Below are 24,569 nucleotides of genomic sequence, written 5' to 3'. Positions count from 1 at the left end.
GCATTCATAAGATTTTGGGAAATAACCCAGATTTTAAACAAAAAATTGTTGCTAGTTATTAAATAACTAGCAACAATTTACGCTGTTTTTAAATCATACAGAAATAAAACAGATAATTTCAATATTGAACTTGTTACATATTCATTTTAGAACAAATGCTTTGAGCGCGTTCAAAAAGATGACAATCACTTTGATCATTGAAAGTGAAACCTATAAAAGCAGAAGCATCATAATCAAAATCGATGTTATTGTTATCAAGTTCAGTCTTCCAATCACTTTCAAGAATTGTAGAGTTGATTTTGTTCATGATTGAAACCATTGCTTGAGGATTTCCTGTAACACTTACAGCGAAATCGTCAAGACTTTCATAACGCGAATAATTACAAAGAACATCTCTTATTTCTGCAATGCGCTTATTTGCAAATTTTCTATCCATATTGTATCCAATCCTTGCAAATAATATATGACGCAACATCATTGAGTATTCTGTCCTGCATATCATAAGCATCTTATGCAATCTAATAATCATCTTTGAAATCTCGCTACATTCAGGCAATTGCAATTGACGAAGCAAGTGTGCTATAACACATCTTAATTCGTCATCATTTGCCATAAGTATTAAATTAGAGCTGAAAATAATTGCAGAACGAGAAGCTTCTTTTAATACAAAAGCATCTGCTTTTATGCAATCTTTTGTATAAATCTCAGGCATAACAACACCTAATCTTGAGCACATTTCTTCAGTCAAATCTACTACTCGACCTACTCTCAATGGTTCTTTGTTTTTACCTAAGTAGTTACTAATTAAATCTCCTGTGATTACATAATTGTATATAAGCTCATAAACTATTCCTATTATCGGCGCTAAAATAATATTAAGCGGGAAAAATCCAAATAGTATAAAAAACCATATTAGACTTCTCATAATCATATTGCGCTTAATAAATTTATTCGTAAAATCTTTAACTTTTCCAACATCAAATACCGGATTAGAATAAAATTGCTGGTTTGAATATTGCACTTGATTGTTATACATAGGTTGATTTCCGTACATTTTTACCTCGTATTTAATACTTAAGAATTGATTGATTTAATAAATAAGAAAATGTTATTGTTCTAAGATTTCTTCTTGATCCAAATAACGCAATGGTGGGAATTGCGAACTTAGACCTGGGTACATCTCACAAAGAGTATTAAAACGATTTATATCAATTCTTGATTGAATATAATAAGGATTAAAACCTATAAGTAACAATGGCTCAGCATATGTATCTGTTAATAAAACACTAAATTGCTCAGATGCATATGTATTCATAGATTTTAGAGATTTATACATTGCACAAGCCAATACAAAAGGATCTTGAACACAATTTACAGCATACGCATCAGCATCATATTCATCCTGATAAGTTGTATTAGTTTTAACATATTTTAGAATATAATGATAAACATTTGTTAATCGTATAAGGCGATAGAAACATGCATTAGCAAAGTATGTCAATATTGCTGAAATAGTTAGCGCTTCAAGAAGTGCACCAATAAGCCACATCATTACTCCTATTAAAGGATTAGCTAACGTTATTAAGCAAAGTACAATAAATAACACAATATCTGCCAATTGGTATTTTATCAAAGTTCCAAGCATATTTTCAGATTCAATAGCAGTTCTTTTAACTACAAGATTAAGAGTTGCACTTCCATGGCAATAAGACTCAGCAATATTAAGTCCCTTAGTCCTGTAATATGCTAAACGAGATAATGCAGCTACAATACGCGATCTAGCGATACAATCGTTGCTAGTAAGATGAGCAAATTCATGAGCAATAATAGCTCTTATTTCGTCAACAGTACAATTATTTATTAAATCTTCGCTAATAAAAATTGCACTTCCGCTGTCATCACGCATAGAAAAAGCGTTTGCAGTAATGCAAGTTGAATAAATTGCAGGAGATGCAATTCCAACTCTAGCGCTTAAATCATTTACAACATCAAAAACTGGACCATTTACAATTGGTGAAGCATATTCATATGGCAAAATTTCAATAATACTTTTTATAGGATTTTTCCATATATAGTAGTATCGAGCTGCTGGAGCTAAAATAATTGCAATAAAGCATAATGCGTATATAAGATCAATTCTTATGTGCGAAAAATAAGTTACAACTGTTGAGAATACCATAATAGGTAATATAAGGAACAAAATAGATACTATAACTAAAGATGCTAACGATGTGAGATAAGAAAATATAAATACTTTCGAAGCAAGCTGTTCTTTAGTTTGAACAGTATTCATGTAGCTATATGCGTTAGATTGCATAAAAGAAAATGATTGCGAAGACTGTTGAGTTTGCGGTTGCTGATACTGCTGAGCTGGATTAGGATTATTTTGATAATTGACTTGCGAATAATTGGCTTGAGAATATCCGTTTTGTTGATTATATGACTGATAATCACTTTGATTATTTGCATAAGAATTATTAGGATCATTCGCATAATATTGAGATTGATCATAATAATTTTGCTGCGAACCTTGCTGATTTTGATAATTATATGAATTATCTTGGTAGTTATATTGATTGTTTGCATTTTGAGGGTTTGATGAGGCTCTATCTGAATTATATGAACCATAATTATAATCGTCCATATTTTTCCTTTCGTTTAGCAAATAATTAAATCTATTATAAAATCTAATAAGAATCTAATCAAAGCCTAATCAAAATAAAATCTAGTAAAATCTAGTAAAATCTAATCAAAATCTTTAGGATTCAACACTGCAATAGCTGTTGCTCCTCTTAGACCGCATGTAGAAAACGGTTTTTCGCAAGTAAGAATAATAAGCGAAGCATGAGAAAGACCTAAACGCATTTTGCCTAAAATATCAGGATCAGATTCGCTAGAAGAAAGCCATTGAGCTGCCATAGACATAGTAGGCTCATGCCCTACAATCATAGTTATTTTTGAGTCATTAGCAGATAATAATTCATCCATTACAGATTGCATTCCGCCATCATAAAGACTTTTACGATAAGAAACTATAGGCTTGTCGCCAAAACGTTTAAGCATGCGTTTAACTGTTTGCTCTGTACGATTTGCACTAGAACAAGCTATATAATCAGGCACAAGTTTCATACTTTCTAAACCTTTTGCCATGATTTTAGATTGTTTTAATCCTTTATCACTAAGATCGCGACCCCAATCATCTCCCATAGATGGTGCTAAAGACTTCGCATGTCTCATAAGTAATAAAACATACTTACTGTGATGAGCCTTTTTAGCAATTTTCTTTATTGAAGTCGCCATAATTACCTCCCGGCAGATAAATAGCCAAGTTGTATATCTAAATCACGCAATACTTTTCTCAATTTTCTGTCGGAAATATCGCGAAGATTCAAATCTTCAAGATGATTAGAACGCTCTTGAGGAGTCAAATCGTCAATATCACTAACAGTATCTTTAGTACCATGCTCACGTTTTTTAAGAGCATTAAAACCTTCAGCCATAGCACGAGAAACAATAAGAAAACCTGTATGACCAATCATTTCATGATCAGGCCTTACAGCTAATCCTTGAACTTTCCAAGTACGTTCTAATGTTTCTTGAATTTCAGGTTCACTCCAAGTTCCCATTGATCGCAAAGATTCAACTAATCTAGACATTTGCGTTGTAGTAGTAACGTAAGCTATAAGAACGCCTCCAGGAACTATTACTCGATAAGCTTCCTCAAGCCTATTCCAAGGATCTAGCATATCTAGCATTATTCGATCGTAATAATTATTAGGTAAAGTTTTTGCAACAGTTTCAAAATCACCTGTAAGCAATTTCCACCATTCAGGACGCTTTGAATAATATAAAGTAACATTAGATTCTGCTATTTTTGCGAATTCTGACCGAAGTTCAATAGTAGTTAATTCACCACTTTCACTTACAGAATCCAATAAACTTAAACTCATAGCTCCAGAGCCAGCTCCTGACTCCAAAACACGCATACCAGAACGAATATCGCCAAGAGAAATCACTTGAGCAATATCTTTAGGATACATAATTTGAGCACCTCTCGGCATTGAAAGCACGTAATCTACAAGCCTAGGACGCATTGCAACATAATCCCAGCCACCAATAGCGCGCGCTACTTTCCAAGGCTTTTTAACGTCATTATCTTCGAGCGCATCATTTAAATTACGTTTAGCAGTAACAGTTGTAACTACAATTCCTTCACTTTTACCTATAACGTCATTATGGCATATAAGACCGTGTTCAGTTTGAGTTACACCATCATAAATAAGCTGAGCAGTAATTCGCTTACCTTTGCGATCAGTGAATTGAACTTTTTCTCCACTATGCAAAACTCTAATGCGCGAATTACTTGTTGACACTCAACACCTCACTTAATAAGAACCACGAATATCCTTAAAAATAATCAGTAAATAATTTATAAATATTCTACAAATACATTAAAACCGATTGATTCATCAATGTACATTCGTATTGACTATCATTTTACGACAAACCCACAATAAAAATACTACAAACTCACTGTAGTAAGAGGCATTGCTGAATCTATCGCAAAATCAGGATTAGAAGGTCTTACTCCTTCTTCAACTAAATTAACTCCTAACATAGCTACCATAGCTCCGTTATCTGTACATAGTTTCAGCTCAGGCAAACGAATTTCTATTCCATGTTCTTTACCTTGCTCTAATAAATGTTCACGAAGTTGCGAGTTAGCAGAAAATCCTCCACCAATCATAAGAGTCTTAGAACCATATTGTTCACAACCCATAATAGCTTTTTTAGAAAGAACATCTGCAACAGAATTTGCAAGAGAAGCACAAACATCATCAACAGGAATTTCAAGGCCTTGAGCATTACGAGCTTCAACCCAACGAGCAACAGCAGTTTTAACGCCAGAGAAACTGAAATCATAAGGATGATCCTTTCCAGATCGTCCTTGAGTCAATCCTTGGGGAACTTTAAGAGTATTAGGATTGCCATTGCGACCATGCCTATCTATATGAGGACCACCAGGATATGGAAATCCAAGTAAACGAGCTACTTTATCGAAGCATTCACCTGCAGCATCATCTAACGTTGTACCAACAACGTCAATGCTGCGCGCAATATCATTAACATGTAAAAGCGAAGTGTGTCCACCAGAAACAATAAGAGCAAGAACGTCATCTGGTACATCGCCAAATTGAAGCTGAGTTACAGCAATATGCCCAATTACGTGATTTATTCCATAAATAGGCTTATTTGCAGACCAAGCTAAAGCTTTAGCTCCAGAAACTCCTACAGCTAAGCAACCTGCAAGACCAGGACCAGCACTTACAGCAATTGCATCAACATCACTCAAATCCATATTTGCATCTGCTAAAGCTTTAGAAACAACAGGAACAAAAGCCTCAGCGTGAGCACGTGAAGCAATTTCTGGTATTACGCCACCATAACGCGCATGCTCTTGCATAGAAGATGCAACTACATTAGAAACCAAAGTACGGCCGCGCACAATAGCTGCAGCTGTTTCATCACATGTTGATTCAATACCTAAAACAATTGCTTCACTCATTATTTTCCTCGATTGTCTTATCACTTTCCGAAGCTGAACTTAAACTAACACACATTGTATAAGCATCTACATTCTCAGGTTGGTAATATCTTTTACGCAAGCCCATTATTTCAAATCCATAATTTTTATATAAAGCGAGCGCAGGAGAATTATCTACTCTAACTTCAAGTAGCATTCTTTCAGCGCCAATATTTTTAGCTGAACGCATCATAGTATCTAAAAGAGAAGATCCAATCCCAGATCTTTGATTTACGCGGCAAACGCCTATAGTCATAATTTGCGCGTCAAAACCGTCAAACCAATATCCTGCATACCCACGTATATCGTGTGTTTCGTCATCTATATCAGCATAGTATTGACGCATAGGAGCTTCTAATTCTTGAGAAATCATATTCTCATTCCAGCATCCGCTAGAGAATAAATCTTTTTCTATAATAGATATTTGATTTATAACTTTTTTATAACTAATATCACTGTTAAGAATTTTAGAAAGATTACTTGCATCAGCTGGATATTTAGAGCGCGTTATATTTACTATCATTTCTTATCAACTTGATTTATATCACACAACTTATTTGCAGCACCGGATCCTAAAACATGTTTCAAAGGATTAGGCACAGATACATCTGGTCTTCGTAGATACAACGGATCAACATTTTTTTGCGCTATTTTATTATTAAGTTGCGATTGATCTAAAGTAGACTGAGATTGATCTAAAGTAGACTGTGATTGATCTAACGCGCAATCTTCAAAAATTTCTAACCCTTTAGCTCCTAAATCTAATGCACAAACGTCTGCAATAAAACCTACTTTAGAAATTTTTTGCCAATCTTCAAAGTATTTTTTAGCACCATGGCCTAATACGTCTACACAATAATCAAAGCTATTTAAGCTTTCTAAATACTTATTTACGCGCTCTACTATGTTATTTGGATAATCTATATCCATGTCTATAACAGATTCGCCAAATTCGTTATATAAAGACATGTATACTTGCTTGCGGCGCGCATCGTTAAGCGAAAGAACATAATGATGAGAAGATGTTTCATCACATTTTTTGCATATTGACTCTTTTAAAACACGACCATCTTTCAAAGCTTTATCAAATTCGCGGCAACGAACCATTTTACTTTGAGGCAACAAGCTATCGCATCCAATGATTGAAGATTTATTTGCGAAAGCAATAGCTTTAGCTGCAACTATTCCAGCGCGAAGACCAGTAAATGGAGCTGGACCAACTCCAACCACAATACGATTTATATCTTTCGCACTCAATCCTGCTTTTTCAACTACAGACGCAATATTTACTTGTAAACGTTCTACATGCGTGTGAGAATCAGTTTCTACAATTGGCTCATATCCCACAATTCCTACAGTAGAACCGTATGACGTGTCAATAACCAGAGTATTTACCATATCTATCCCTTAACGTAACTAATTTAATTAGTTTACTATTTGCTATTCTTAACTAGCTTATTTATTTGAAAATAAAGATATTCTCTTAGACCAATCTCCTCCATAAGGTATTAAAGTAACTATACGATTACCATCACTTGTTAATTTTTCTGCACAATCAGATTGCAAAGGTCTATCAATATGTATTTCTAAACGAGTATCAGAGAGCACTCCAGCCATCTGCTCCCCCCATTCCATAAGAACTACAGTTCCTTCTGCTGGATCTTCTAAAGCTTCATCTAAACCTAAAGATTCAAGTTCATCTAACAATCTAGACACACTATCTTGACCTGGAGCAAAATCCTGTCCGCCTAATCTATAAGCATCAACATGAACAAGTGTTGCAGGTTTTCCATTTGCAAAAGTTCCATGCAATTGCCTAGCGATAGTAAATGTTGGAGAAACAATAGGACCGTTCATTTTAAGTCCATTACCCAAACCTTGAGCAAAAGTTGTTTTACCAGCTCCTAAAGGACCTGAAAGTAATACAACATCTCCTTCTCGCATAATATGAGCAATAGATTCACCTAAGGCACGCATATGCGAATCTGTAGGAACACATAGAGTTATACTTTTTTCTTCATTAGCTGACATCGTAATTATTCTTCCCTTTACCGCGTGATGCAATAAGCATAATACACTTTTCTAAAGCATAATTTGGATCATTTGAACCGCCTTTACATTGCTCATCTGCCCAAGCTAAGCACTTAATACACTGGCAAACTCCATCACTATACCACCCAGCTAATTGTTTCATAGCAATATTCAATGCCCAAGGATTAACTTTTGCAGCAGATTGAGAAATCTCACCATTTTTTATTGCGATTGCTTTTGCAATTATTCTCATTTTTGCGCCTAGAGCACCAATAATAGCAATAGGATCAACACCTTGGCTTATAGCAGTACGCACAGCCAATATTGCTTCACTTGCGTTAGATGAAACAGCTTTATCAGCTACAAAAAATCCTGTTACTTGCGTATTTGAAATCAAATATTGATCAACAATTTTCAAATCAATAGGATTATCATCGAAGTCATAACATAGTTGTGAACATAGTGATGCTAATTCTTCCGTTTTGCCACCTAATACTGAAACTAATCTTTGAGCAGCATCAGGAGCAATGCGCCTAGAAGATCTTTCAAAGATATTCATAACAAAATTTAATTGAGCATCAGGCTTCTTTAAATCTGGAACGTTAAGCACTCGAGCACCATCACGAGATAATCTTGTAATAATAGATTTACCTTTTAATCCACCTTCGTGACGTGCAATAACCCAGCGATTATTTTGATAAAAAGAGTTACTTGTATCACTAGATTCTTGGCTCATATAAGTCTTAACAAATGATTCAATTGCATCAACAAGCGATTCTTCTGCTTGCTGTAAATTATCTATAACAACTATAGTTCCATCGCTTAAAAGGCAAGGGCCTATTGATTCATTAAAAGCGGCGGAACTCAGGCAAGCCGCATCTAAATTCAATACTTCTACATTTGAATATTTAAGGAGAATATTATCACGCACGTCTTTTGCATTTAACTCGTTAAGATACGCATCTCCACCAACAACTAACGTCAATGGAGAAATCATGCGATTACTCGACATAAATCCCCCTACATCTTATTGAATAAGACAAGTATAAGTATTGCAAATTACACGAATCTGACGATACTTAAAACCACAAGTAAACGCTTAAAACTATAAGCAAACGTTTAAAACTATAAGCAAATACTCGCGAAAACTATGTTACTATGACGTAAATAATTTCAATGAATCATCCACAATTCGCTTCGCTTTATTATTCGTTAATTGTAATGCTATATATGATTGACTAACAATATTCAATTTGCGAACTAATTTAGAAATAATAATAAGTGAAACAAATAAAACTAATTCCACTCCTAAAATAAGCCATGCACCTAAAGCACCTTTCATCCAAGGAAAAACACCTAAAGCATATTCATTACACAAATAAGCGCAACGCTCCATAATTCCCGTGCCAATAGAGGAAGCTCTAGCAAATAATAAACCAACAGAATTATTAAATATTGAAAAAGTTAAAGAAATAAGCCCACATATAGTAGCCCAATCAACAAACGGAGAAACCATCAGATTTGCAAACGTAGACATAAATGATATTTCCGGCTGCATCAATATTTGTATAGGCATAGTGAAAAACCACGCGCAAACTGTAATACTTAATGCAGATGCTAACCATTTAGGCAATAACATACTTAAATATTTTTGGAAAGGAACACCCATAATAATAATCCCAATAGTTGCAGCACATGAAAGAGAAAATGCATAATCCCATGCGAAGCAAGGTTTTACTAGCAGAGTTAAACAAACTGTCCAACTTAACGCACTAATAGATTGATAAGGTCTACCAATTGCAAATGCAATAGATGAAATTAAACACATACTAAGAGCGCGAAAAACACTAGCGGATGGATAAACTATTGAAGCTAGAAAAACACAAGACAATACTTCTAGAAAAGCAGTAAAACGCTTAGGAATAAGAAAATATGAGCAAAGACGGCGAATAAATGCTGAAAGTAGCAAAAAATGACCTCCAGAAACAGCCATAAGATGCATTATTCCTGCATGCTTGAAATTTTCTTTAACACAATCAGCATATGTAGAATCAATAGTATTTTCATATTCACTATTAGAAGAATCTGATGGAAAATATTCTTGTCCTAACAATCCAACAGTAAGACCTGGAACAAGTATTCGACCTTGATCATCTAAATTTTCAGTAACTTTATAAAAAGACTTCCATAAAGAATTTAACATCGAATGATACACACTGGGATTTTTTAATAAAGTTACACTACTAGCAGTTTTTGGAATCGTAATCTCTATAATCTGTGAATTAAATTTTGAAATACTAATCGTCACATCGCTTCTAAAAGAAGAACCATATACAACAAAAGCACAAATAGGCTTATACGCATATAATTTTGCACTTGAACTAGATTTGTAAACTACACTTTTCAAATCACTAGTTTTAAAACGTAAAGAAGATACAGAAACATTTGCAGAACAATCTCCATTAAACGAGTTAGACACTCTAAGCGGAGTGTCAACAGTTAAATCTGCAAGAAAATGCGTATTTTCAGATTCTATAGAATTTTTATAAGAATTTTTAATATCATTTTCATAACGATTTTTGCTACTACTTTTCATGCTATTGCTACTACTATTACTACTACTATTACTACTACGATTACTATTTTTAAAATCACCTTTTATATTACGAGAACTTCTATGATTAGCATTTGCACTAAATGATTTTGATACTTTATTATTACGAGCAATTTGCGTTAATATATCTGAATACTCTTTACTAGAAGATATAAAACTCATAATAAAAGCCAACATAATCGCAAAAATTATTAAGAATACAAGAATGCAATTACGCAACCAAAATAATCTAAAATAAATAACACAAGTACGGTTAAAAGAATATTTTCTTTTATCGCAACGCGTTTTAGCATTCCTTTTCAAAACTAATACGTATAAAATAACGCATATACAAAGCACGAAAAACGCAAACACACATGTAATTACAGTAGAATTTATAGATTGAATTGAATCCTTGTGAAAATTTTCTTTAGATGATATTTTTGAAGAACAACAAATAAAATCACTAAACCATTTTCCTAAAAAACATCCGCTCCATACACCTATCGCTATAGGTAGCATGCGCCAATCTTTATTGCCGTTTTCTCTTTTTAAAATTCCCAACCTATCTTTCTTCACAATAATCCCCCTAAAATACTCGTTATTTAGCACATACTTTTCCTTTAAATTTTTCTAATGTTTTTTGCCCTATGCCTTTAACTTTCATCAAATCAGAAACTTTCTTAAAACTACCAATACGACGTCTTTGATCCAAAATACGCTCAGCCATTTTAGGACCGACACCATTTAATGTTTGCAATTGATCAATTCCAGCAGTATTTATATTTATACAAGATTTATTTGCATTATTATTCTTATTCTTCGCGCTTGAATTATTTTTATCTAAATCACCGTTGTCATTATCATTGACAGGTTCAGCTAAAGCATTATTATTCGTCTTATGCTCACTCTCTTTAGTTTTATTCGCTTTAACTTTACTTATTTTCTTTACTATTTTTTTACACTTACTTTCGTCATTGTGATTTTCGCAATATTCAGCGTTAATAGAGTTATTTTCGTCTAAATTAGCTCCTTTTTGAGAATATTTTTTCAATGAACTAATCCTATAATTTTCAGCACGAGAATAATTGATAGATTGCGTAATAAGTAAAGTAAGACTAGCACACAAAGCTACAACTAAAATAAGCAATAGCGAAAGCGCATGAATAGGCTTAAAATGAACTCTAACGCCAGACTTATTGGCATTACTATTTTCTCTCACTATGCACTCTTTATTAAAAGAATCACTTTTCTTTCTCTCTAAATATGAATCTGAATTCATTAAATCATTTAGAGATCGAGCTTTGTTCTTTTGCATATAAACTCCCAACCTTTAGCAATACTTCTTATAACTAATCCCCCAAAACCAAACTTTTACTTTCTTCGTAAACTTAAAAGCAATAAAAGTATTTATATTCGAATATATGAAAGAAATGAGAATATTTAAAGAAAAATCACGCTATGTGGTCAGAAGTTCATAAAACTACTATTTAAAACAAAATAGAAAATAGTTAATTCCGATAAATAAAAATACTTAACGCTAACTTAAAAGATAATTAAGCACAACATATGAATACTTAACGCTAGATTAAAAAGCATAAGCTTTAAAAAATCTTTAATTTTGCATTAAAACTTACGCTTACCTACATCGTGTATCTCTACATGATATAGATAAGCGCAAGATAATCGTATAAATTACTACTAGTTTTCGTCAGGAACTATAGACACAATTTTAGGAGCTTTCACAATAACTTTTTTAGGAGCTTTTGTGCCTAAACGATCAGCAACAGCTTGTAAAGCAAGTTTTTCAAGCTCAGAAGCATCAATATTTGGATCAACTTCAAGTTTGGCTCGAACTTTACCTTTTACTTGAACAACTGCAACAACAGTATCAACTCCAACATATCTAGAATCAGTTTCCGGCCAATTCGCATGAGAAATAGACGTTGTATGCCCAAGCTTATTCCACATTTCTTCACAAATATGTGGAGCTATAGGAGAAAGCATCAAAATAAGTGGTTCTACAGCTTCACGAGGAACATGCTGCAAAGAAGTTATATGATTATTAAGAACAATAAGCTTAGCAATAGCAGTATTAGGACGCATTGCTTCCATTTCAACTGTCACATCAGCAATAGTGTTATTAAGAATTTTTAGAGTTTTATTGTCAAGCTTGTCGTCAGTTACTACGCACTCGCCTGTTTCTTCGTTTACAACATTCCTCCATAAACGCTGTAAGAATCTCATTGAACCAACAACATTACTAGTATTCCACGGCCTAGATTCCGCAAGAGGACCCATGCTCATCTCATACAAACGGAATGTATCTGCACCATAATTCTCATACATGTCGTCTGGAGTAATAATATTCTTTAAGCTCTTGCCCATCTTTCCAAATTCGCGATTAACATGCTCACCATGCCAAGTAAAAGTTGGCTCGCCATTAGAATCTGGAGCACCTTCTTCAACTTCAGCTGCAGGAACATATTGACCGCGATCATCTGTGTAAGCATAAGCTTGAATCATACCTTGATTAAACAAACGGTGGAAAGGCTCAGGAGTTCCAACATATCCTAAATCATATAAAGCTTTATGCCAGAATCTAGCATAAAGTAAGTGCAAAACAGCATGTTCTACACCACCAATATATAAATCAACGCCGCCAGCTTTAGAATTTTGCTCAGATTTTACACCCATCCAATACTTATATTCTTCTGAATCAACCATATGTTCAGAATCATTAGGATTAAGGTAACGCATGTAATACCAGCAAGATCCAGCCCAGTTTGGCATAGTATTTGTATCTCGATAATATGTTTTCACTCCATCACCAAGATCCAGCTGCACTTTCACCCAATCATCATTACGACTTAAAGGAGCTTCAGGCTCAGAATTTGCATCATCTGGAGCATACGTTTTAGGCTGATAATCAGGAACATCTGGAAGAGAAATAGGCAATTGAGAATCTGGAAGCAAATACGCAACACCATCTTCATCATAAACAATTGGGAATGGCTCACCCCAATAACGTTGACGAGAAAATAGCCAATCACGAAGACGATAAGAAACTCTGCCTTTACCAACACCAGCAGATTCAAGCCAAGCATTTACTTTTTCTATTGCATCATCAACACGTAATCCGTTAATAGACAATGCATCTTGGAGTTTATACGTGTGCTCTACTTCAGAATTTATAACAATACCATCATGAGAAACAAAAGGAGCTTTACCTTCATAATCTGAAAGTTTTTCATCGCAATCATCGAGAGGCTTAACAGTGTAAATTACAGGCAATCCGAAAGCTTTAGCGAAATCATAATCGCGCTGATCGCCTCCAGGAACAGCCATGATTGCACCAGTACCGTAATCCATAAGCACATAATCTGCAACGAAAATTGGCAGCTTAGCACCAGTTACAGGATTGATAGCATAAAGACCAGTGAACAAACCAGTTTTAACACCAGCATCCTCACTACGATCCTTTGCTGTTTTTGCTCTAGTTTGAGCTTGATACTCAGCTAAACCTTCTTTAAGATTTGTATAACCACCCTTCCAACTTTCAGGAACATCATCATTCCAATTTTCAGGAACGTTTTTAAGCAAAGGATGATCAACTGAAACAACTGCAAAAGTAGTGCCAAAAATCGTATCTGGACGAGTAGTATAAACTTCTAAATCACGAGTTTTACCATCAGCGCATTCAACATCAAAATGAACAGATGCACCATGAGATTCACCAATCCAATTTCGTTGCATAAGCTTTACTTTTTCCGGCCAATCAATTGTAGAAAGATCTTCAACTAGACGATGACCATAAGCAGTAATGCGCATTGACCACTGACGAAGATTACGCTGAAATACTGGGAAATTACCACGCTCAGACTTGCCTTCAGCAGTAACTTCCTCATTCGCAAGAACAGTTCCTAATCCTGGACACCAATTAACAGGAGATTTAGAAATATAAGCAATCCTAAAATTATTAAGTACATCAAACTTATCTAACTTACTTAAATCTTCCCAATTTTTTCCTTCAAAACCAGGAATTTCACGACTACCTTCTTTAAACTCACCAATAAGTTCTTTAATAGGACGCGCAGAACCCTTACCACCATCAGAGCGCACAAAATCAGGATCATACCAAGCATCATAAAGTTTAGAGAAAATCCATTGAGTCCATCGAACGTAATTTTCATCAATTGTTGCAAAAGATCTACGATTATCAAAACTCAATCCCATGCGATGCAATTGACGACGCATATTAGCAATATTCGCTTCAGTAGTAATACGAGGATGCTGACCTGTTTGAACTGCATACTGCTCTGCAGGCAAGCCAAATGCGTCATAGCCCATAGCATGTAATACGTTTTCACCCTTCATTCTGTGATAACGACTAACTACATCAGTTGCCAAATAACCTAATGGATGACCAACATGCAGACCTTTGCCAGATGGATATGGGAACATATCCATAGCGAAGAAAGCTGGACGACCATTAGCATTATTGCCATCTCCATCTTTCAAATCGCCTTTAACGTTTGCAGCCCAAAATGTGCCTTTTTCATCCCATATTTTCTGCCAACGCTTCTCAATATCTTGAGCTAACTGAGCATTATATCGAAATGCTGGCTCTAAAGAAGTATTATTTTCAGATGTTTCATGGCTATTATTGTTGTCGTTCATAAATAAGGACTATAGCGAGTCATATCGTCATTTTGCAACACTTTTTACAAGTTTAATAAATAAAAAGTATAATAGAACAAAAATTTTATTGTTATTATAATGAAATTTGCTTTGATTATCTTTATACAACAAAGAATTGCTAAAATTATTAAATAAACACTGATAATATTACTAAATATTATTTATACAAATAAAACACGAGGAATTTATTTTATGAAAGTACAAAAAAATACTCTTCTATTGATCGCTTGTATTGTATGGTTAATCGCAGGATTAAATATACTTCGCATAGGACTTTTAGCGTACACAGAGTATCTATCTATAATCAACTATGGTTTATCTTTAATAGTTTTTGCAATATTTCACGTATTCATTTTTAATAAGTTAGTAAAAAAACATACTGCAAGAATCACTTCTTATACAGAAAAACAATTCTTCCTAAAATTCTTTGACGTAAAATCATTCGCAATTATGGCTTTTATGATGACTGGAGGAATACTTTTAAGAGCAAGCAACATTGCTCCAGAACAATTTATTGCAATATTTTACACTGGATTAGGAAGCGCATTATTCTCAGCTGGAATACTTTTTGGATACAACTTCTTTAAAGCTTCATTTAGAAAAATCAACAAATAATAAAAGTAATATAAATACTAGAAGTAATTGAACATCATAAACAATAATTAAATATCATAAACAAACAGTAATAGAACATCATAAAATCGTAAAACATAAAACAGTAATAAACAGTAATAAACAGTAATAAACAATTAAAATATTAGAATTACAAACAATTAGAAGTAGAATGTAATTCTAAGAAATAAGTATTAAAACATAAAACTTAAAAATTAGAAGGTTGCTATGAACAACAATGTATATAGAAAAAGCAGATCATACGCACCGAAGCGATTCTTTGAGTGCGAAGGCAAAGGATTAGAGTGGCTGAATGAAGCTCACAGCCATGGAGGTCCTAAAGTTGCAAAAGTATACGATTGGGGTTCAGACTACCTAAACATCGAGCGAATCGAAATATCTAGACCTACTGCTTTATCTGCATACAAATTTGGAGCTTCTTTAGCTCATATGCACGATTATGGAGCTAAATTTTTTGGAGAACCTCCAGCTAATTACGATGGAACATGCTATTTTGGACCTCTTTGCGATCCTGTAAAAATGGACACAGGATCTTGGGATAACGTGATTGATTATTTAGCAGATGGAAGACTGCGTCCAATGGTAAAGCTTGCAATTGAAAGAGGAGCATTAACTAAAGACGACTTAGATCTCACTAATCGCGTTATAGATGCACTTCCAGATTTGCTTGGTAAATCTGGCGAAGATAAACCTGCACGCGTTCACGGAGATTTATGGAGTGGAAACGTGCTATGGACTAAAAGTAATGAAGACGATTTAAATATAAACAGCAAATTAAACTCTCAAGATACAAACACAGATTCTGTTGAAGCAGTTCTTATTGACCCTGCAGCGCATGGAGGGCATAGAGAAGAAGATTTATCTATGTTACAACTGTTCGGAATTAGTTATTTCAAACAAATCTTAGATGGATATCAATCTGTACATCCTCTTAAAGCTGGCTTTGAAAAGAGAACTACAATATGGCAATTGTATCCTATTGCTGGCCATTGCGTATTCTTTTCAGGTGGTTACGTTTCAGAATATCGAGATATGTGCATGAGTTTACTTCGCAATGCTTAATTCGATAAATATTCTTATGACACGCCACGAAAGTAATTAAACATACGAGCAATACGTATAAAATAGCATAAGTTAAAAATACTTGTTTTATTCTTTAAACTAATGGAAGGCATTACAGTATGATTCGCTTGCGTAAACCATTACATCGTATAGTTGCAATGCTTGTAACTATAGTTATGCTTTTTATGACAACTGGATGCAATACATCTACACAACAAAGTAATACAAAAGCAAATAATTCATCGGCAGCAAGCGGAAATGTAGTTATTTTTACTCCATCAGACGGTATTTCATTAACTAGAAATACTCCTTTAAGTACTTGGGACTCATTAGTTCCAGAAATCGTAAAATCACTAAAATCACACGGCTTTAACGAATCAAAAATTGAATTACATTCTTCATCAAGTTTGCACGAACAAAGTCAATCAATCCAAGATTATGTAGTAAATAAAATTGAAAAGAAAAAAGAGAAAAGTATTGAAGATAATTCAAATAATAAAAAAATAAAAAATAAAAATAAAGATAATAAAGATAATAAAGATTCGCAAACTACTATTATTGTTGCTCCTTTCACTAACAAGAACGGCAATAACAACTACGGAGATTACGCTACACAACCAGAAGATGAATCATACTTAAATTCTAAAATTGAAGAAAAAACAAAACAGAAATCCAATAAAAAACCCCAAAATGTAAAAAATTCAAAAGATTCTAAAGACTCTCAAGACTCTAAGAATAACGAAAATTACGAAGAATCAAATGATAAAAAATTAGATTATGAAGCAGAAAACAGAATATCAAAATCGTTGAAATTAGCTCAAAAATCAGGTATTCACGTAATAGTTTTATCTCGAATGATCAAAAATTTTGAGCCAGATGCATTAGTTAATTTTTCTACAGCTGAAAGAATTGGAGAAGCTCAAGCTAAAGCATTAGTTGAAAAATTAGCTTTATATAGAGCAACAAGCAATAATCCAAAATCTATTGAAGTTCTTTTACCATGCAATCAAAATCATTTCTCTTCAAAAAATGAAAACAGCGAAAATAGCGAAAATACTAAAAGCAGCGAAGATGAAAAAGACACTAAAAACAACAAAGACTCAAACGATGAGTACAATACAGATGAATTTGCTCACCATGCTTTTATAGGAATTTGGAGAATATTACAACCTTATTTTTCAGAAGGCACATTAGTTTCACCATCCGGAAAGCTTAACGCAAACGTGACAGATCAAGATTGGTCCAACGTTGCTTTTTACGCGAATAACGCAGACTCTGTTAAAAAAGAATTATCGAAAAGATTAGTTAAACACGAAGGAATTTTAGAAGACAAATATGTCCATATTGATGGAATTATTGCATTAGACGATAATACTGCTTCAAAAACAGAAAAGACATTAACTGATTTTGGATATAAAGGAAGTGCAGCAGATATTAACCCTTCAATAACTATTAAAGACGTTATTGGAAATATTATTGGCAATATTATTGGAAAACGCAATCTAAATAAACAACCTGTTCCTCAACCACAAATAAAAAGTAACAAAAATAATAAAAATGATTCAAATAATAAAAATGATTTAGACACTGACACTAACAGCAAGAACAATAACAGTGACGAATCAAATAAAAATGATAATTCAACATTTAAATGGCCTATAATAACTGGCTATGGAGCATATAAATATGCTCTACCAAATATAGTAAATGGAAAGCAATGGATTACAACTATCGAGCATAAGCAAGAAGCTGCTTTCGATATTGCAAAAGCGTGCAAAGAATTAAATCAAACAGGTAAATTAGAAATAAATAAACGAATGTCAACTATTGTAATAAACAATAAGCAAATAGCACTTTATACAGAAAATATTCTTGCTGTAAGTGCAACAAATCTAAAAGCAAGACTTATTGATCCAGGATACGTAAGTCTTGCAGATGCTGGATTATAAGCATTGATTATTAAAAAGCACTTACTTAAAGATTAGTGAGAGCCAAGTAGCGCTTATCGATTAACTATTATCAATAAGCGATCAGCGATTAGCTATAATCAAGTAGTAATTAACTATAATCAAGTAGTAATTAACTACCATCGAACTCGCAAGTCAGCAAACTAGCGAACTCGCAAGTCAGCAAACTAGCGAACTCGCAAAGCTTAATCTACTAGCTAATCACTTGCTCTTGCGTGGAGCGTAAATCACTTGCTCAATCAAGTCTTTATAGTGTTCAACTACTGCTTTTCTTCTAGCTTTCATACTTGGAGTAATAAGCCCATTCTTTTGAGTAAATTCTTCTGCAACAATTTCAAAGCGCCTAATTGATTCAGCACGAGAAACCATAGTGTTCGCTTTCAAAACAGCTCTCTCAACTTCGCAACGAACAATAGAATTCCTAGATGCTTCAGCAAGAGAGGCAACAGGCAAAGCACCTTTTTGTTTCAACCATGAATTTACTTCTGCTAAATCTAGAGAAATAATAGCTGCAACAAAAGGCTTTCTATCACCTATAACTACGCATTGAGATATAACAGGAGAAGTCATAATAGACGCTTCTAAAGGACCAGGAGATAAATTCTTTCCACCTGCTGTGATAATAAGATCTTTCTTACGACCAGTGATTCGCACAAAACCATCACTATCCAAAGAAGCAAAATCGCCTGTATGCAACCATCCATTCACAATCTGCTTTTCAGTAATCTCAGGATGATTGTGATACCCTTTGCAAACAGCAGGGCTTTTAATACATAACTCGCCTTCATCGTCAATTGCGACCGTTACGCCTTTAACAGGCAAGCCAACAGTACCAATGCGATACCCAACTGTAGGGTTCACCATAGAAGGAGCGCATGTTTCAGTCATACCATATCCTTCTAGCAAAGGAAGACCTACACCATTAAAGAAATGCGCTATTGATAAATCGAGTGGAGCTCCACCAGAAACAGCGTATTCAACTGATCCTCCAAAAACTTGCAAAATTGACTTGTACACTAGCTTTTTGAAAATAGAATGGCTTAATGCTAATACCGGAGAAATAAGCGATGTAGATTGTTGAGCTTTAGACCATTGAATAGCTACAGAAGCAGCACGAGCGAAAATGAATCCTTTTATACCTCTACCAGCTTTTTGTGAAGCAGCGTTATAAATTTTTTCAAAAATACGAGGTACACCCAATATGAATGTCGGTTTAAATGTTTTGAAATCAGAAAGAATTGTTTTCAAATTACTTGTTAATCCAAGCGTCACATTTCCTGCAAAACAGAAAAATTGCATGAATCTAGCAAAAACATGAGCTAAAGGCAAAAACAGTAGCAATCTTGCATCTTTTTTCATAGCAATATCTGGCATAGAAATTACTCCAGATTTAGCTATAAAAACAAAATTACTATGAGATAACTCTATTCCTTTAGGTTCTCCAGTAGAGCCTGAAGTATATACGATTGTTGCTAAATCATCACCAACAATCGCACTCTCACGCTCATAAAATTCAGCATCAGTAACAGCTTTACCATATTCTATGCAAGCATCAAGCGCATCACGAGAAATAACGTATACATCTTTTACACTTGGGACTTGATCTTTAATATTCAAAACTTTTTCTTGCATCTCTGGCGATTCTACGAATACTGAACATACGTTAGAATCTTTAAAAATCGTCATCATTTGAGCTTGTGAATTCGTTTCATAAACTGGTACAGTCAAAGCACCAATAGACATAATTGCTAAATCTAGAACAGTCCATTGCCAAGAAGTATGTGCAATAATCGACACAGAATCACCAGGCATAATCCCGCGAGCAATTAAACCTTTTGCAACGCAAACAACTTTGTTTCTAAATTCTTTTGCACTAAAAGATTGCCATTTACCTGACTCATCAATATATTCAACTAATGGATCATCAGGATGACGTTCAACACGATCTTCAAGAATAGAAAATATATTAGCATCATATTCAATGTGCTCATTAAGCGGACGAGAATATTCTTGCATAACGCTCCCTTTAGATCGTGAATCATTTCACTTTTAGTAGATTGCACTAACATTCTATACAAAACTAAGTATCTTGGCTTATAACTAAGTATCTTGGCTTATAGCTTAAGTATCTTACATTTTTGGGAAATAACTCGAAATAACGCTACACTTTTGAAGTAATGCAATAAGCATGTGTAGACGCAAAAATTCATATAATAAAAAACCACCGCGCAAACGGTGGTTAATGGCTCCTGCGGCTGGGCTTGAACCAGCGACCATTCGATTAACAGTCGAACGCTCTGCCAACTGAGCTACGCAGGAATATCCTTTGTGTTTAGCTGTGTGCTGTGCACAAGACATTTATATTACACGGATTTTTTTGATATGCAAATTTTCTTAGTTTTGGCGTGTCGCGTTTCGTCAACTTTCACTAACCTCCGCCAATAAACTTACTTCATCAACATCTGACAATAACTGTCAACATCCACAAATAACCATCATTCCCACACAAACCTCTGACCACAATAGCTAGATTTGTTTCCATTTTTGTAAATCTTGATTCATAATCATATAAATTTCTATTTATTATCTGCTTTATATGAACTTGAATATTAAAGGTTGGCGTCAATGTTGTTTAAAGGTTACATTATAGAGAATTCTATAAACTGTTTAAAAAAGATTTTGGAAATACGTTTACAAACTTATACGCAAAAAACTCATCTCAATCATAAGAATCGTAAGTTTATATACACAATATCAATTTCAATAATTTTGTTGATTTGGTTAATTGCTTTAATAATCTGCTATTTTAACATAAACAACTTGATTATTTTAGACTCAAACAATTACAACAGAGAAACTTTTATATCACACAATACTTGCAATAAAATTACTAACGCAAATTACAAGCAAATATTTGTAAACGATAAGAAACCATTCATAAACGGCATATGTGAAGCAAGTATGAACTGGCCAGTTAAACAAGTCGAAGTATTGCGTCCTTTTTACTCGCCAGTTAAGCCTTGGATGCCTGGACACAGAGGAGTTGATTTAGAAGCATTAGAAGGAACTGAGATTTTTGCACCAGCAGATGGAATTGTAAGTTTTTCTGGAAAAGTAGCAAATAAAAAAGTTGTAAGCATTAAGCACGGGTACATTACTTCAACTTTTGAACCTGCGACAACAGATATGCATGTAGGAGAATCTGTAAAACGAGGACAATTCATTGGTTATGTGTCTATCGGATCTGATCATTGCGATAATTCATGCGTTCAATGGGGACTTAAAATAAGTCGTAATATTTACGAAGATCCTGAGATTAAAGCATCTATGAGAAGAATAGTATGGAAAAGCTTAGAATCGAAAGATAAACAAGATATTTCGTAAGCTCTCTATACGATTCCTAACAAAAGCTAATATCCGAAAAAATTTATAAAGCATATACAAACATAAATACTATGTCGTAAAATATTCTTAATGCGTTATTTGCTACACATGTTCGAATAACACGATTAACAAGTAGAGGAATACATATGGCAACAAAAGTTTCACTTGGAGCATCCGCAAAGAAAAGACAACTTATAAAATTTATAGTTGGAATAGTTGTGCTTGCAATTGCGATTTCATCTTTAGGTGCATTTTGGTACATAAGACAATCATCAAGAGTAAAAGAAGCGCGTCGCCAATGTGAAGAACAAGTAGCGCAAGTTTCAAAAGCTCGTAAATCCTATGAAAAGCTTGTAAATAATCAACTTTTAATAAACTTATCTCATCAAGATAATGATGATAGTAAAAAACTATCTGAAATGCTTGAAGAAAAATCTCCTAGTATAGTTGCGTGCAATGCGAATTCGATTGAAGATTTAGGCTCTCGCAACGCTGAAGCTTTAGCAGCATTGCAATGGTATTCAAATAAGTCAACAGATATACGCGCTCTAGCTGTGTCTTTAGTTAAAGAGATGAACGATAAACAAGATCAAAACAAAGACAATAGCCAAGAAGAACAAAAGAAAGAAGATTCCAACAAGAGCAATAAGCAGGATTCAAAGAAACCTGATAAGCAAACAAAAACCAATAAAAATAAACCAAATAAGCGCAAAACAAAACAAGAAGAACAAAAATCTAAAACAAAACAAACACATAAACAAGAAAATAAAGGTAACAAAGGCGGATCTCAAGATCCAACTAAACCAAAGAAGCCTGAAACTCCGAAAGATCCAGAGCCAGCTAAACCAAAGAAGCCTGAAACTCCGAAAGATCCAGAGCCAGCTAAACCAAAAAAGCCTGAAACTCCGAAAGATCCAGCTAAGCCTGCTCCTCCAGTGCAACCAGCTCCTCCAGCACCTACTCCAGAGCCAGCTAAACCAAAGAAGCCTGTAGATCCTCCACAACCAGATCCTAAAGTGCCACCTGCTAAAAGTAAAACTAAATAAAAGCTAAATATTACTGACTTAAAAATAAAAAATAATATGTTTGATGCCTTGCAACGTAAGTCGCAAGGCATCAAACATATTTGAATCAAATCACTTATTTTTAAGATTTACTTCTTTAAGAGGAATTACTTTAGTATGATTCTTAATTTTATATGCTAAATAAAACACAATGAATAAAGGAACAGACATATAAGTAATTCCAATTCCTTGCCAATTAAGCTTACTAAATGATTCTAAATCTTGCCCTACTATAACAAGCACGCATAATAAGAACGCAATAATCGGACCAAACGGATACCATTTTGCTTTATATTTAAGGCTATCTAATGAATTACCTTGAGCTAAATAAGCTTTGCGGAACCTATAATGAGATGCAGCTATACCAGCCCAAGCAATAAAACCTGTTAATCCACTTGCTGCTACTAAGAATAAGTAAATATTGGATTCAAAAATACTCATAAAGAATGTAACCAATGCAACTGCAAATGTTAAAAGCAAAGCTGGAATTGGAACTCCATGTAAATTAACTTTTCCAAATATCTTAGGAGCATGTCCTTCTTTAGATAACGCATATAACATTCTAGTAGACGCATACATTCCAGAATTGGCTGCAGAAATTACAGAAGTTAAAACAACAGCATTCATAACTGTTGCAGCAAGACTCATACCAGCTCTTTCAAAAACAGTAGTAAACGGGCTCATAGCTATATCTTTTACGTCTGAGCCAAGCAAACTAGGGCTAGTATAAGGAATAATGCACGCAATAATGAAAATAGCAAGAATATAAAATAGCAATATACGCCAAAATACTTGTTTAACAGCTTTTGGAATACTCTTCTCTGGAGTAGCTGATTCACCAGCTGTAATACCAATAAGCTCAGTTCCTTGGAATGAGAATCCAGCTATAGCAAATGCGCTTAACACAGCAGGAACACCTCCTACAAAAGGCGCATCCTTATACGTGAAATTAGTCAAAAAAGGCGCTTTATTATTAAAAATGCCTACGATTGTTAGCATTCCAACAACAATAAAGAATATAACTGCAATGACTTTAATAATTGAAAGCCAATATTCAGTTTCACCAAAAGAGCTTACAGTAAGAACATTTATTAAAAATATTATTAACAAAACTGCTAACGAAAATACCCATAACGGCACATTATGAAACCAATATCTTAACACTATTGCAGCTGTACTAACATCTACAGCAACAGTAATCGCCCAATTAAACCAATAATTCCAACCCATAGCAAAACCTAAAGCTGGATCAATAAACTTTCCAGAATATGATGCAAAAGATCCACTAATCGGCATAAAAGTAGCTAATTCTCCAAGCGAAGTCATAAGAAAATAAACCATAATGCCAATTGCGCCATAAGCTAACAACGCACCACCTGGACCAGACATATGAATAGTAGCACCGCTAGCAACAAACAAGCCTGTGCCAATACTTCCACCAAGCGCAATCATAGAAATATGGCGAGTTTTAAGACTGCGCTTTACTTCACCACTTACAATATGAGAATCATTTATTCCATGGATTTGTGACGAGTTTGAACTGTGTTCCA

The 24,569-nt window shown here is 34.2% G+C and carries 19 protein-coding genes and 1 tRNA gene; 5 read left to right on the top strand and 15 right to left on the bottom strand.

What is annotated here, in order from left to right; translation table 11 throughout:
• Window positions 1–133 precede the first annotated feature (133 nt).
• The 12 genes from HXT27_RS04730 to leuS form a co-directional block, all read right to left on the bottom strand.
• Window positions 134–1,054 (bottom strand): M48 family metalloprotease, encoded by a 921-nt coding sequence (locus tag HXT27_RS04730; protein WP_103043003.1) that lies wholly within the window; start codon window positions 1,052–1,054, stop codon window positions 134–136.
• Between the two features lie 54 nt (window positions 1,055–1,108).
• Entirely contained in the window at window positions 1,109–2,644 is a 1,536-nt protein-coding gene (locus HXT27_RS04725; RefSeq protein ID WP_103043002.1) for a M48 family metalloprotease, read from the bottom strand.
• 101 nt (window positions 2,645–2,745) lie between these two features.
• The gene (locus tag HXT27_RS04720; RefSeq protein WP_075523209.1) at window positions 2,746–3,300 is read right to left on the bottom strand and encodes a SixA phosphatase family protein; all 555 of its coding nucleotides are present in this window, start codon (window positions 3,298–3,300) and stop codon (window positions 2,746–2,748) included.
• A 2-nt stretch (window positions 3,301–3,302) separates the two neighbouring features.
• Window positions 3,303–4,373, bottom strand: a complete 1,071-nt coding sequence (locus HXT27_RS04715) for a tRNA (adenine-N1)-methyltransferase (RefSeq protein WP_103043001.1) — start codon at window positions 4,371–4,373, stop codon at window positions 3,303–3,305.
• 149 nt (window positions 4,374–4,522) lie between these two features.
• On the bottom strand, window positions 4,523–5,566 hold the full coding sequence (gene tsaD, locus HXT27_RS04710) for a tRNA (adenosine(37)-N6)-threonylcarbamoyltransferase complex transferase subunit TsaD (protein WP_103043000.1): 1,044 nt from the start codon (window positions 5,564–5,566) through the stop codon (window positions 4,523–4,525).
• Entirely contained in the window at window positions 5,559–6,107 is a 549-nt protein-coding gene (gene rimI, locus HXT27_RS04705) for a ribosomal protein S18-alanine N-acetyltransferase (RefSeq protein ID WP_103042999.1), read from the bottom strand. The genes tsaD and rimI overlap by 8 nt, the downstream gene beginning before the upstream one ends.
• Window positions 6,104–6,982: a tRNA (adenosine(37)-N6)-threonylcarbamoyltransferase complex dimerization subunit type 1 TsaB gene (tsaB, locus tag HXT27_RS04700; RefSeq protein WP_103042998.1), complete on the bottom strand. Its 879-nt coding sequence runs from the start codon at window positions 6,980–6,982 to the stop codon at window positions 6,104–6,106. The genes rimI and tsaB overlap by 4 nt, the downstream gene beginning before the upstream one ends.
• A 57-nt stretch (window positions 6,983–7,039) precedes the next feature.
• On the bottom strand, window positions 7,040–7,615 hold the full coding sequence (tsaE, locus tag HXT27_RS04695) for a tRNA (adenosine(37)-N6)-threonylcarbamoyltransferase complex ATPase subunit type 1 TsaE (RefSeq protein ID WP_075523214.1): 576 nt from the start codon (window positions 7,613–7,615) through the stop codon (window positions 7,040–7,042).
• Window positions 7,605–8,627 carry a DNA polymerase III subunit delta gene (holA, locus tag HXT27_RS04690; RefSeq protein ID WP_103042997.1) on the bottom strand — a complete coding sequence of 341 codons (1,023 nt, stop codon included), beginning with the start codon at window positions 8,625–8,627 and terminating at the stop codon, window positions 7,605–7,607. Before holA ends, tsaE begins: the two co-directional genes overlap by 11 nt.
• A 144-nt stretch (window positions 8,628–8,771) precedes the next feature.
• A complete protein-coding gene (locus HXT27_RS04685; RefSeq protein WP_158245133.1) occupies window positions 8,772–10,391 on the bottom strand; it encodes a ComEC/Rec2 family competence protein in 1,620 nt (539 codons plus the stop codon).
• 418 nt (window positions 10,392–10,809) lie between these two features.
• On the bottom strand, window positions 10,810–11,526 hold the full coding sequence (locus HXT27_RS04680) for a ComEA family DNA-binding protein (RefSeq protein WP_103042995.1): 717 nt from the start codon (window positions 11,524–11,526) through the stop codon (window positions 10,810–10,812).
• A 383-nt stretch (window positions 11,527–11,909) separates the two neighbouring features.
• A complete protein-coding gene (gene leuS / locus HXT27_RS04675) occupies window positions 11,910–14,888 on the bottom strand; it encodes a leucine--tRNA ligase (RefSeq protein WP_103042994.1) in 2,979 nt (992 codons plus the stop codon).
• A gap of 213 nt (window positions 14,889–15,101) precedes the next feature.
• On the opposite strand from leuS, the gene HXT27_RS04670 reads away from it, so the two are divergent.
• From HXT27_RS04670 to HXT27_RS04660, 3 genes are all read left to right on the top strand, one after another.
• Window positions 15,102–15,524 (top strand): hypothetical protein, encoded by a 423-nt coding sequence (locus tag HXT27_RS04670; RefSeq protein WP_075523219.1) that lies wholly within the window; start codon window positions 15,102–15,104, stop codon window positions 15,522–15,524.
• A 225-nt stretch (window positions 15,525–15,749) separates the two neighbouring features.
• On the top strand, window positions 15,750–16,604 hold the full coding sequence (locus HXT27_RS04665) for a fructosamine kinase family protein (protein ID WP_103042993.1): 855 nt from the start codon (window positions 15,750–15,752) through the stop codon (window positions 16,602–16,604).
• A gap of 119 nt (window positions 16,605–16,723) precedes the next feature.
• Window positions 16,724–18,553: a hypothetical protein gene (locus tag HXT27_RS04660; RefSeq protein ID WP_103042992.1), complete on the top strand. Its 1,830-nt coding sequence runs from the start codon at window positions 16,724–16,726 to the stop codon at window positions 18,551–18,553.
• A 219-nt stretch (window positions 18,554–18,772) separates the two neighbouring features.
• Here HXT27_RS04660 and HXT27_RS04655 read toward each other — a convergent pair whose 3' ends face one another.
• Window positions 18,773–20,587, bottom strand: coding sequence for an AMP-dependent synthetase/ligase (locus tag HXT27_RS04655; RefSeq protein WP_075523222.1), 1,815 nt, complete (start codon window positions 20,585–20,587; stop codon window positions 18,773–18,775).
• Between the two features lie 227 nt (window positions 20,588–20,814).
• Window positions 20,815–20,890: transfer RNA gene (locus tag HXT27_RS04650), tRNA-Asn, on the bottom strand.
• A gap of 642 nt (window positions 20,891–21,532) precedes the next feature.
• Here HXT27_RS04650 and HXT27_RS04645 point away from each other — a divergent pair.
• Together HXT27_RS04645 and HXT27_RS04640 are read left to right on the top strand one after the other, a co-directional pair.
• Complete coding sequence (locus tag HXT27_RS04645) at window positions 21,533–21,955, top strand: M23 family metallopeptidase (protein WP_103043273.1); 423 nt, start codon at window positions 21,533–21,535, stop codon at window positions 21,953–21,955.
• Between the two features lie 146 nt (window positions 21,956–22,101).
• Window positions 22,102–23,001, top strand: a complete 900-nt coding sequence (locus tag HXT27_RS04640; RefSeq protein WP_103042991.1) for an EGFR-like transmembrane domain-containing protein — start codon at window positions 22,102–22,104, stop codon at window positions 22,999–23,001.
• A gap of 90 nt (window positions 23,002–23,091) precedes the next feature.
• On the opposite strand, the gene HXT27_RS04635 is transcribed toward HXT27_RS04640, so the two are convergent.
• Window positions 23,092–24,471, bottom strand: coding sequence for an amino acid permease (locus HXT27_RS04635; RefSeq protein ID WP_082266229.1), 1,380 nt, complete (start codon window positions 24,469–24,471; stop codon window positions 23,092–23,094).
• Window positions 24,472–24,569: the final 98 nt, after the last annotated feature.

Origin of the sequence: Gardnerella bivia (assembly GCF_049262715.1) — a bacterium.
GTDB lineage: Bacteria > Actinomycetota > Actinomycetes > Actinomycetales > Bifidobacteriaceae > Bifidobacterium > Bifidobacterium vaginale_A.
Note: the sequence above shows the minus strand (reverse complement) of the source record. Positions and strands in the feature narration are given on the sequence as shown.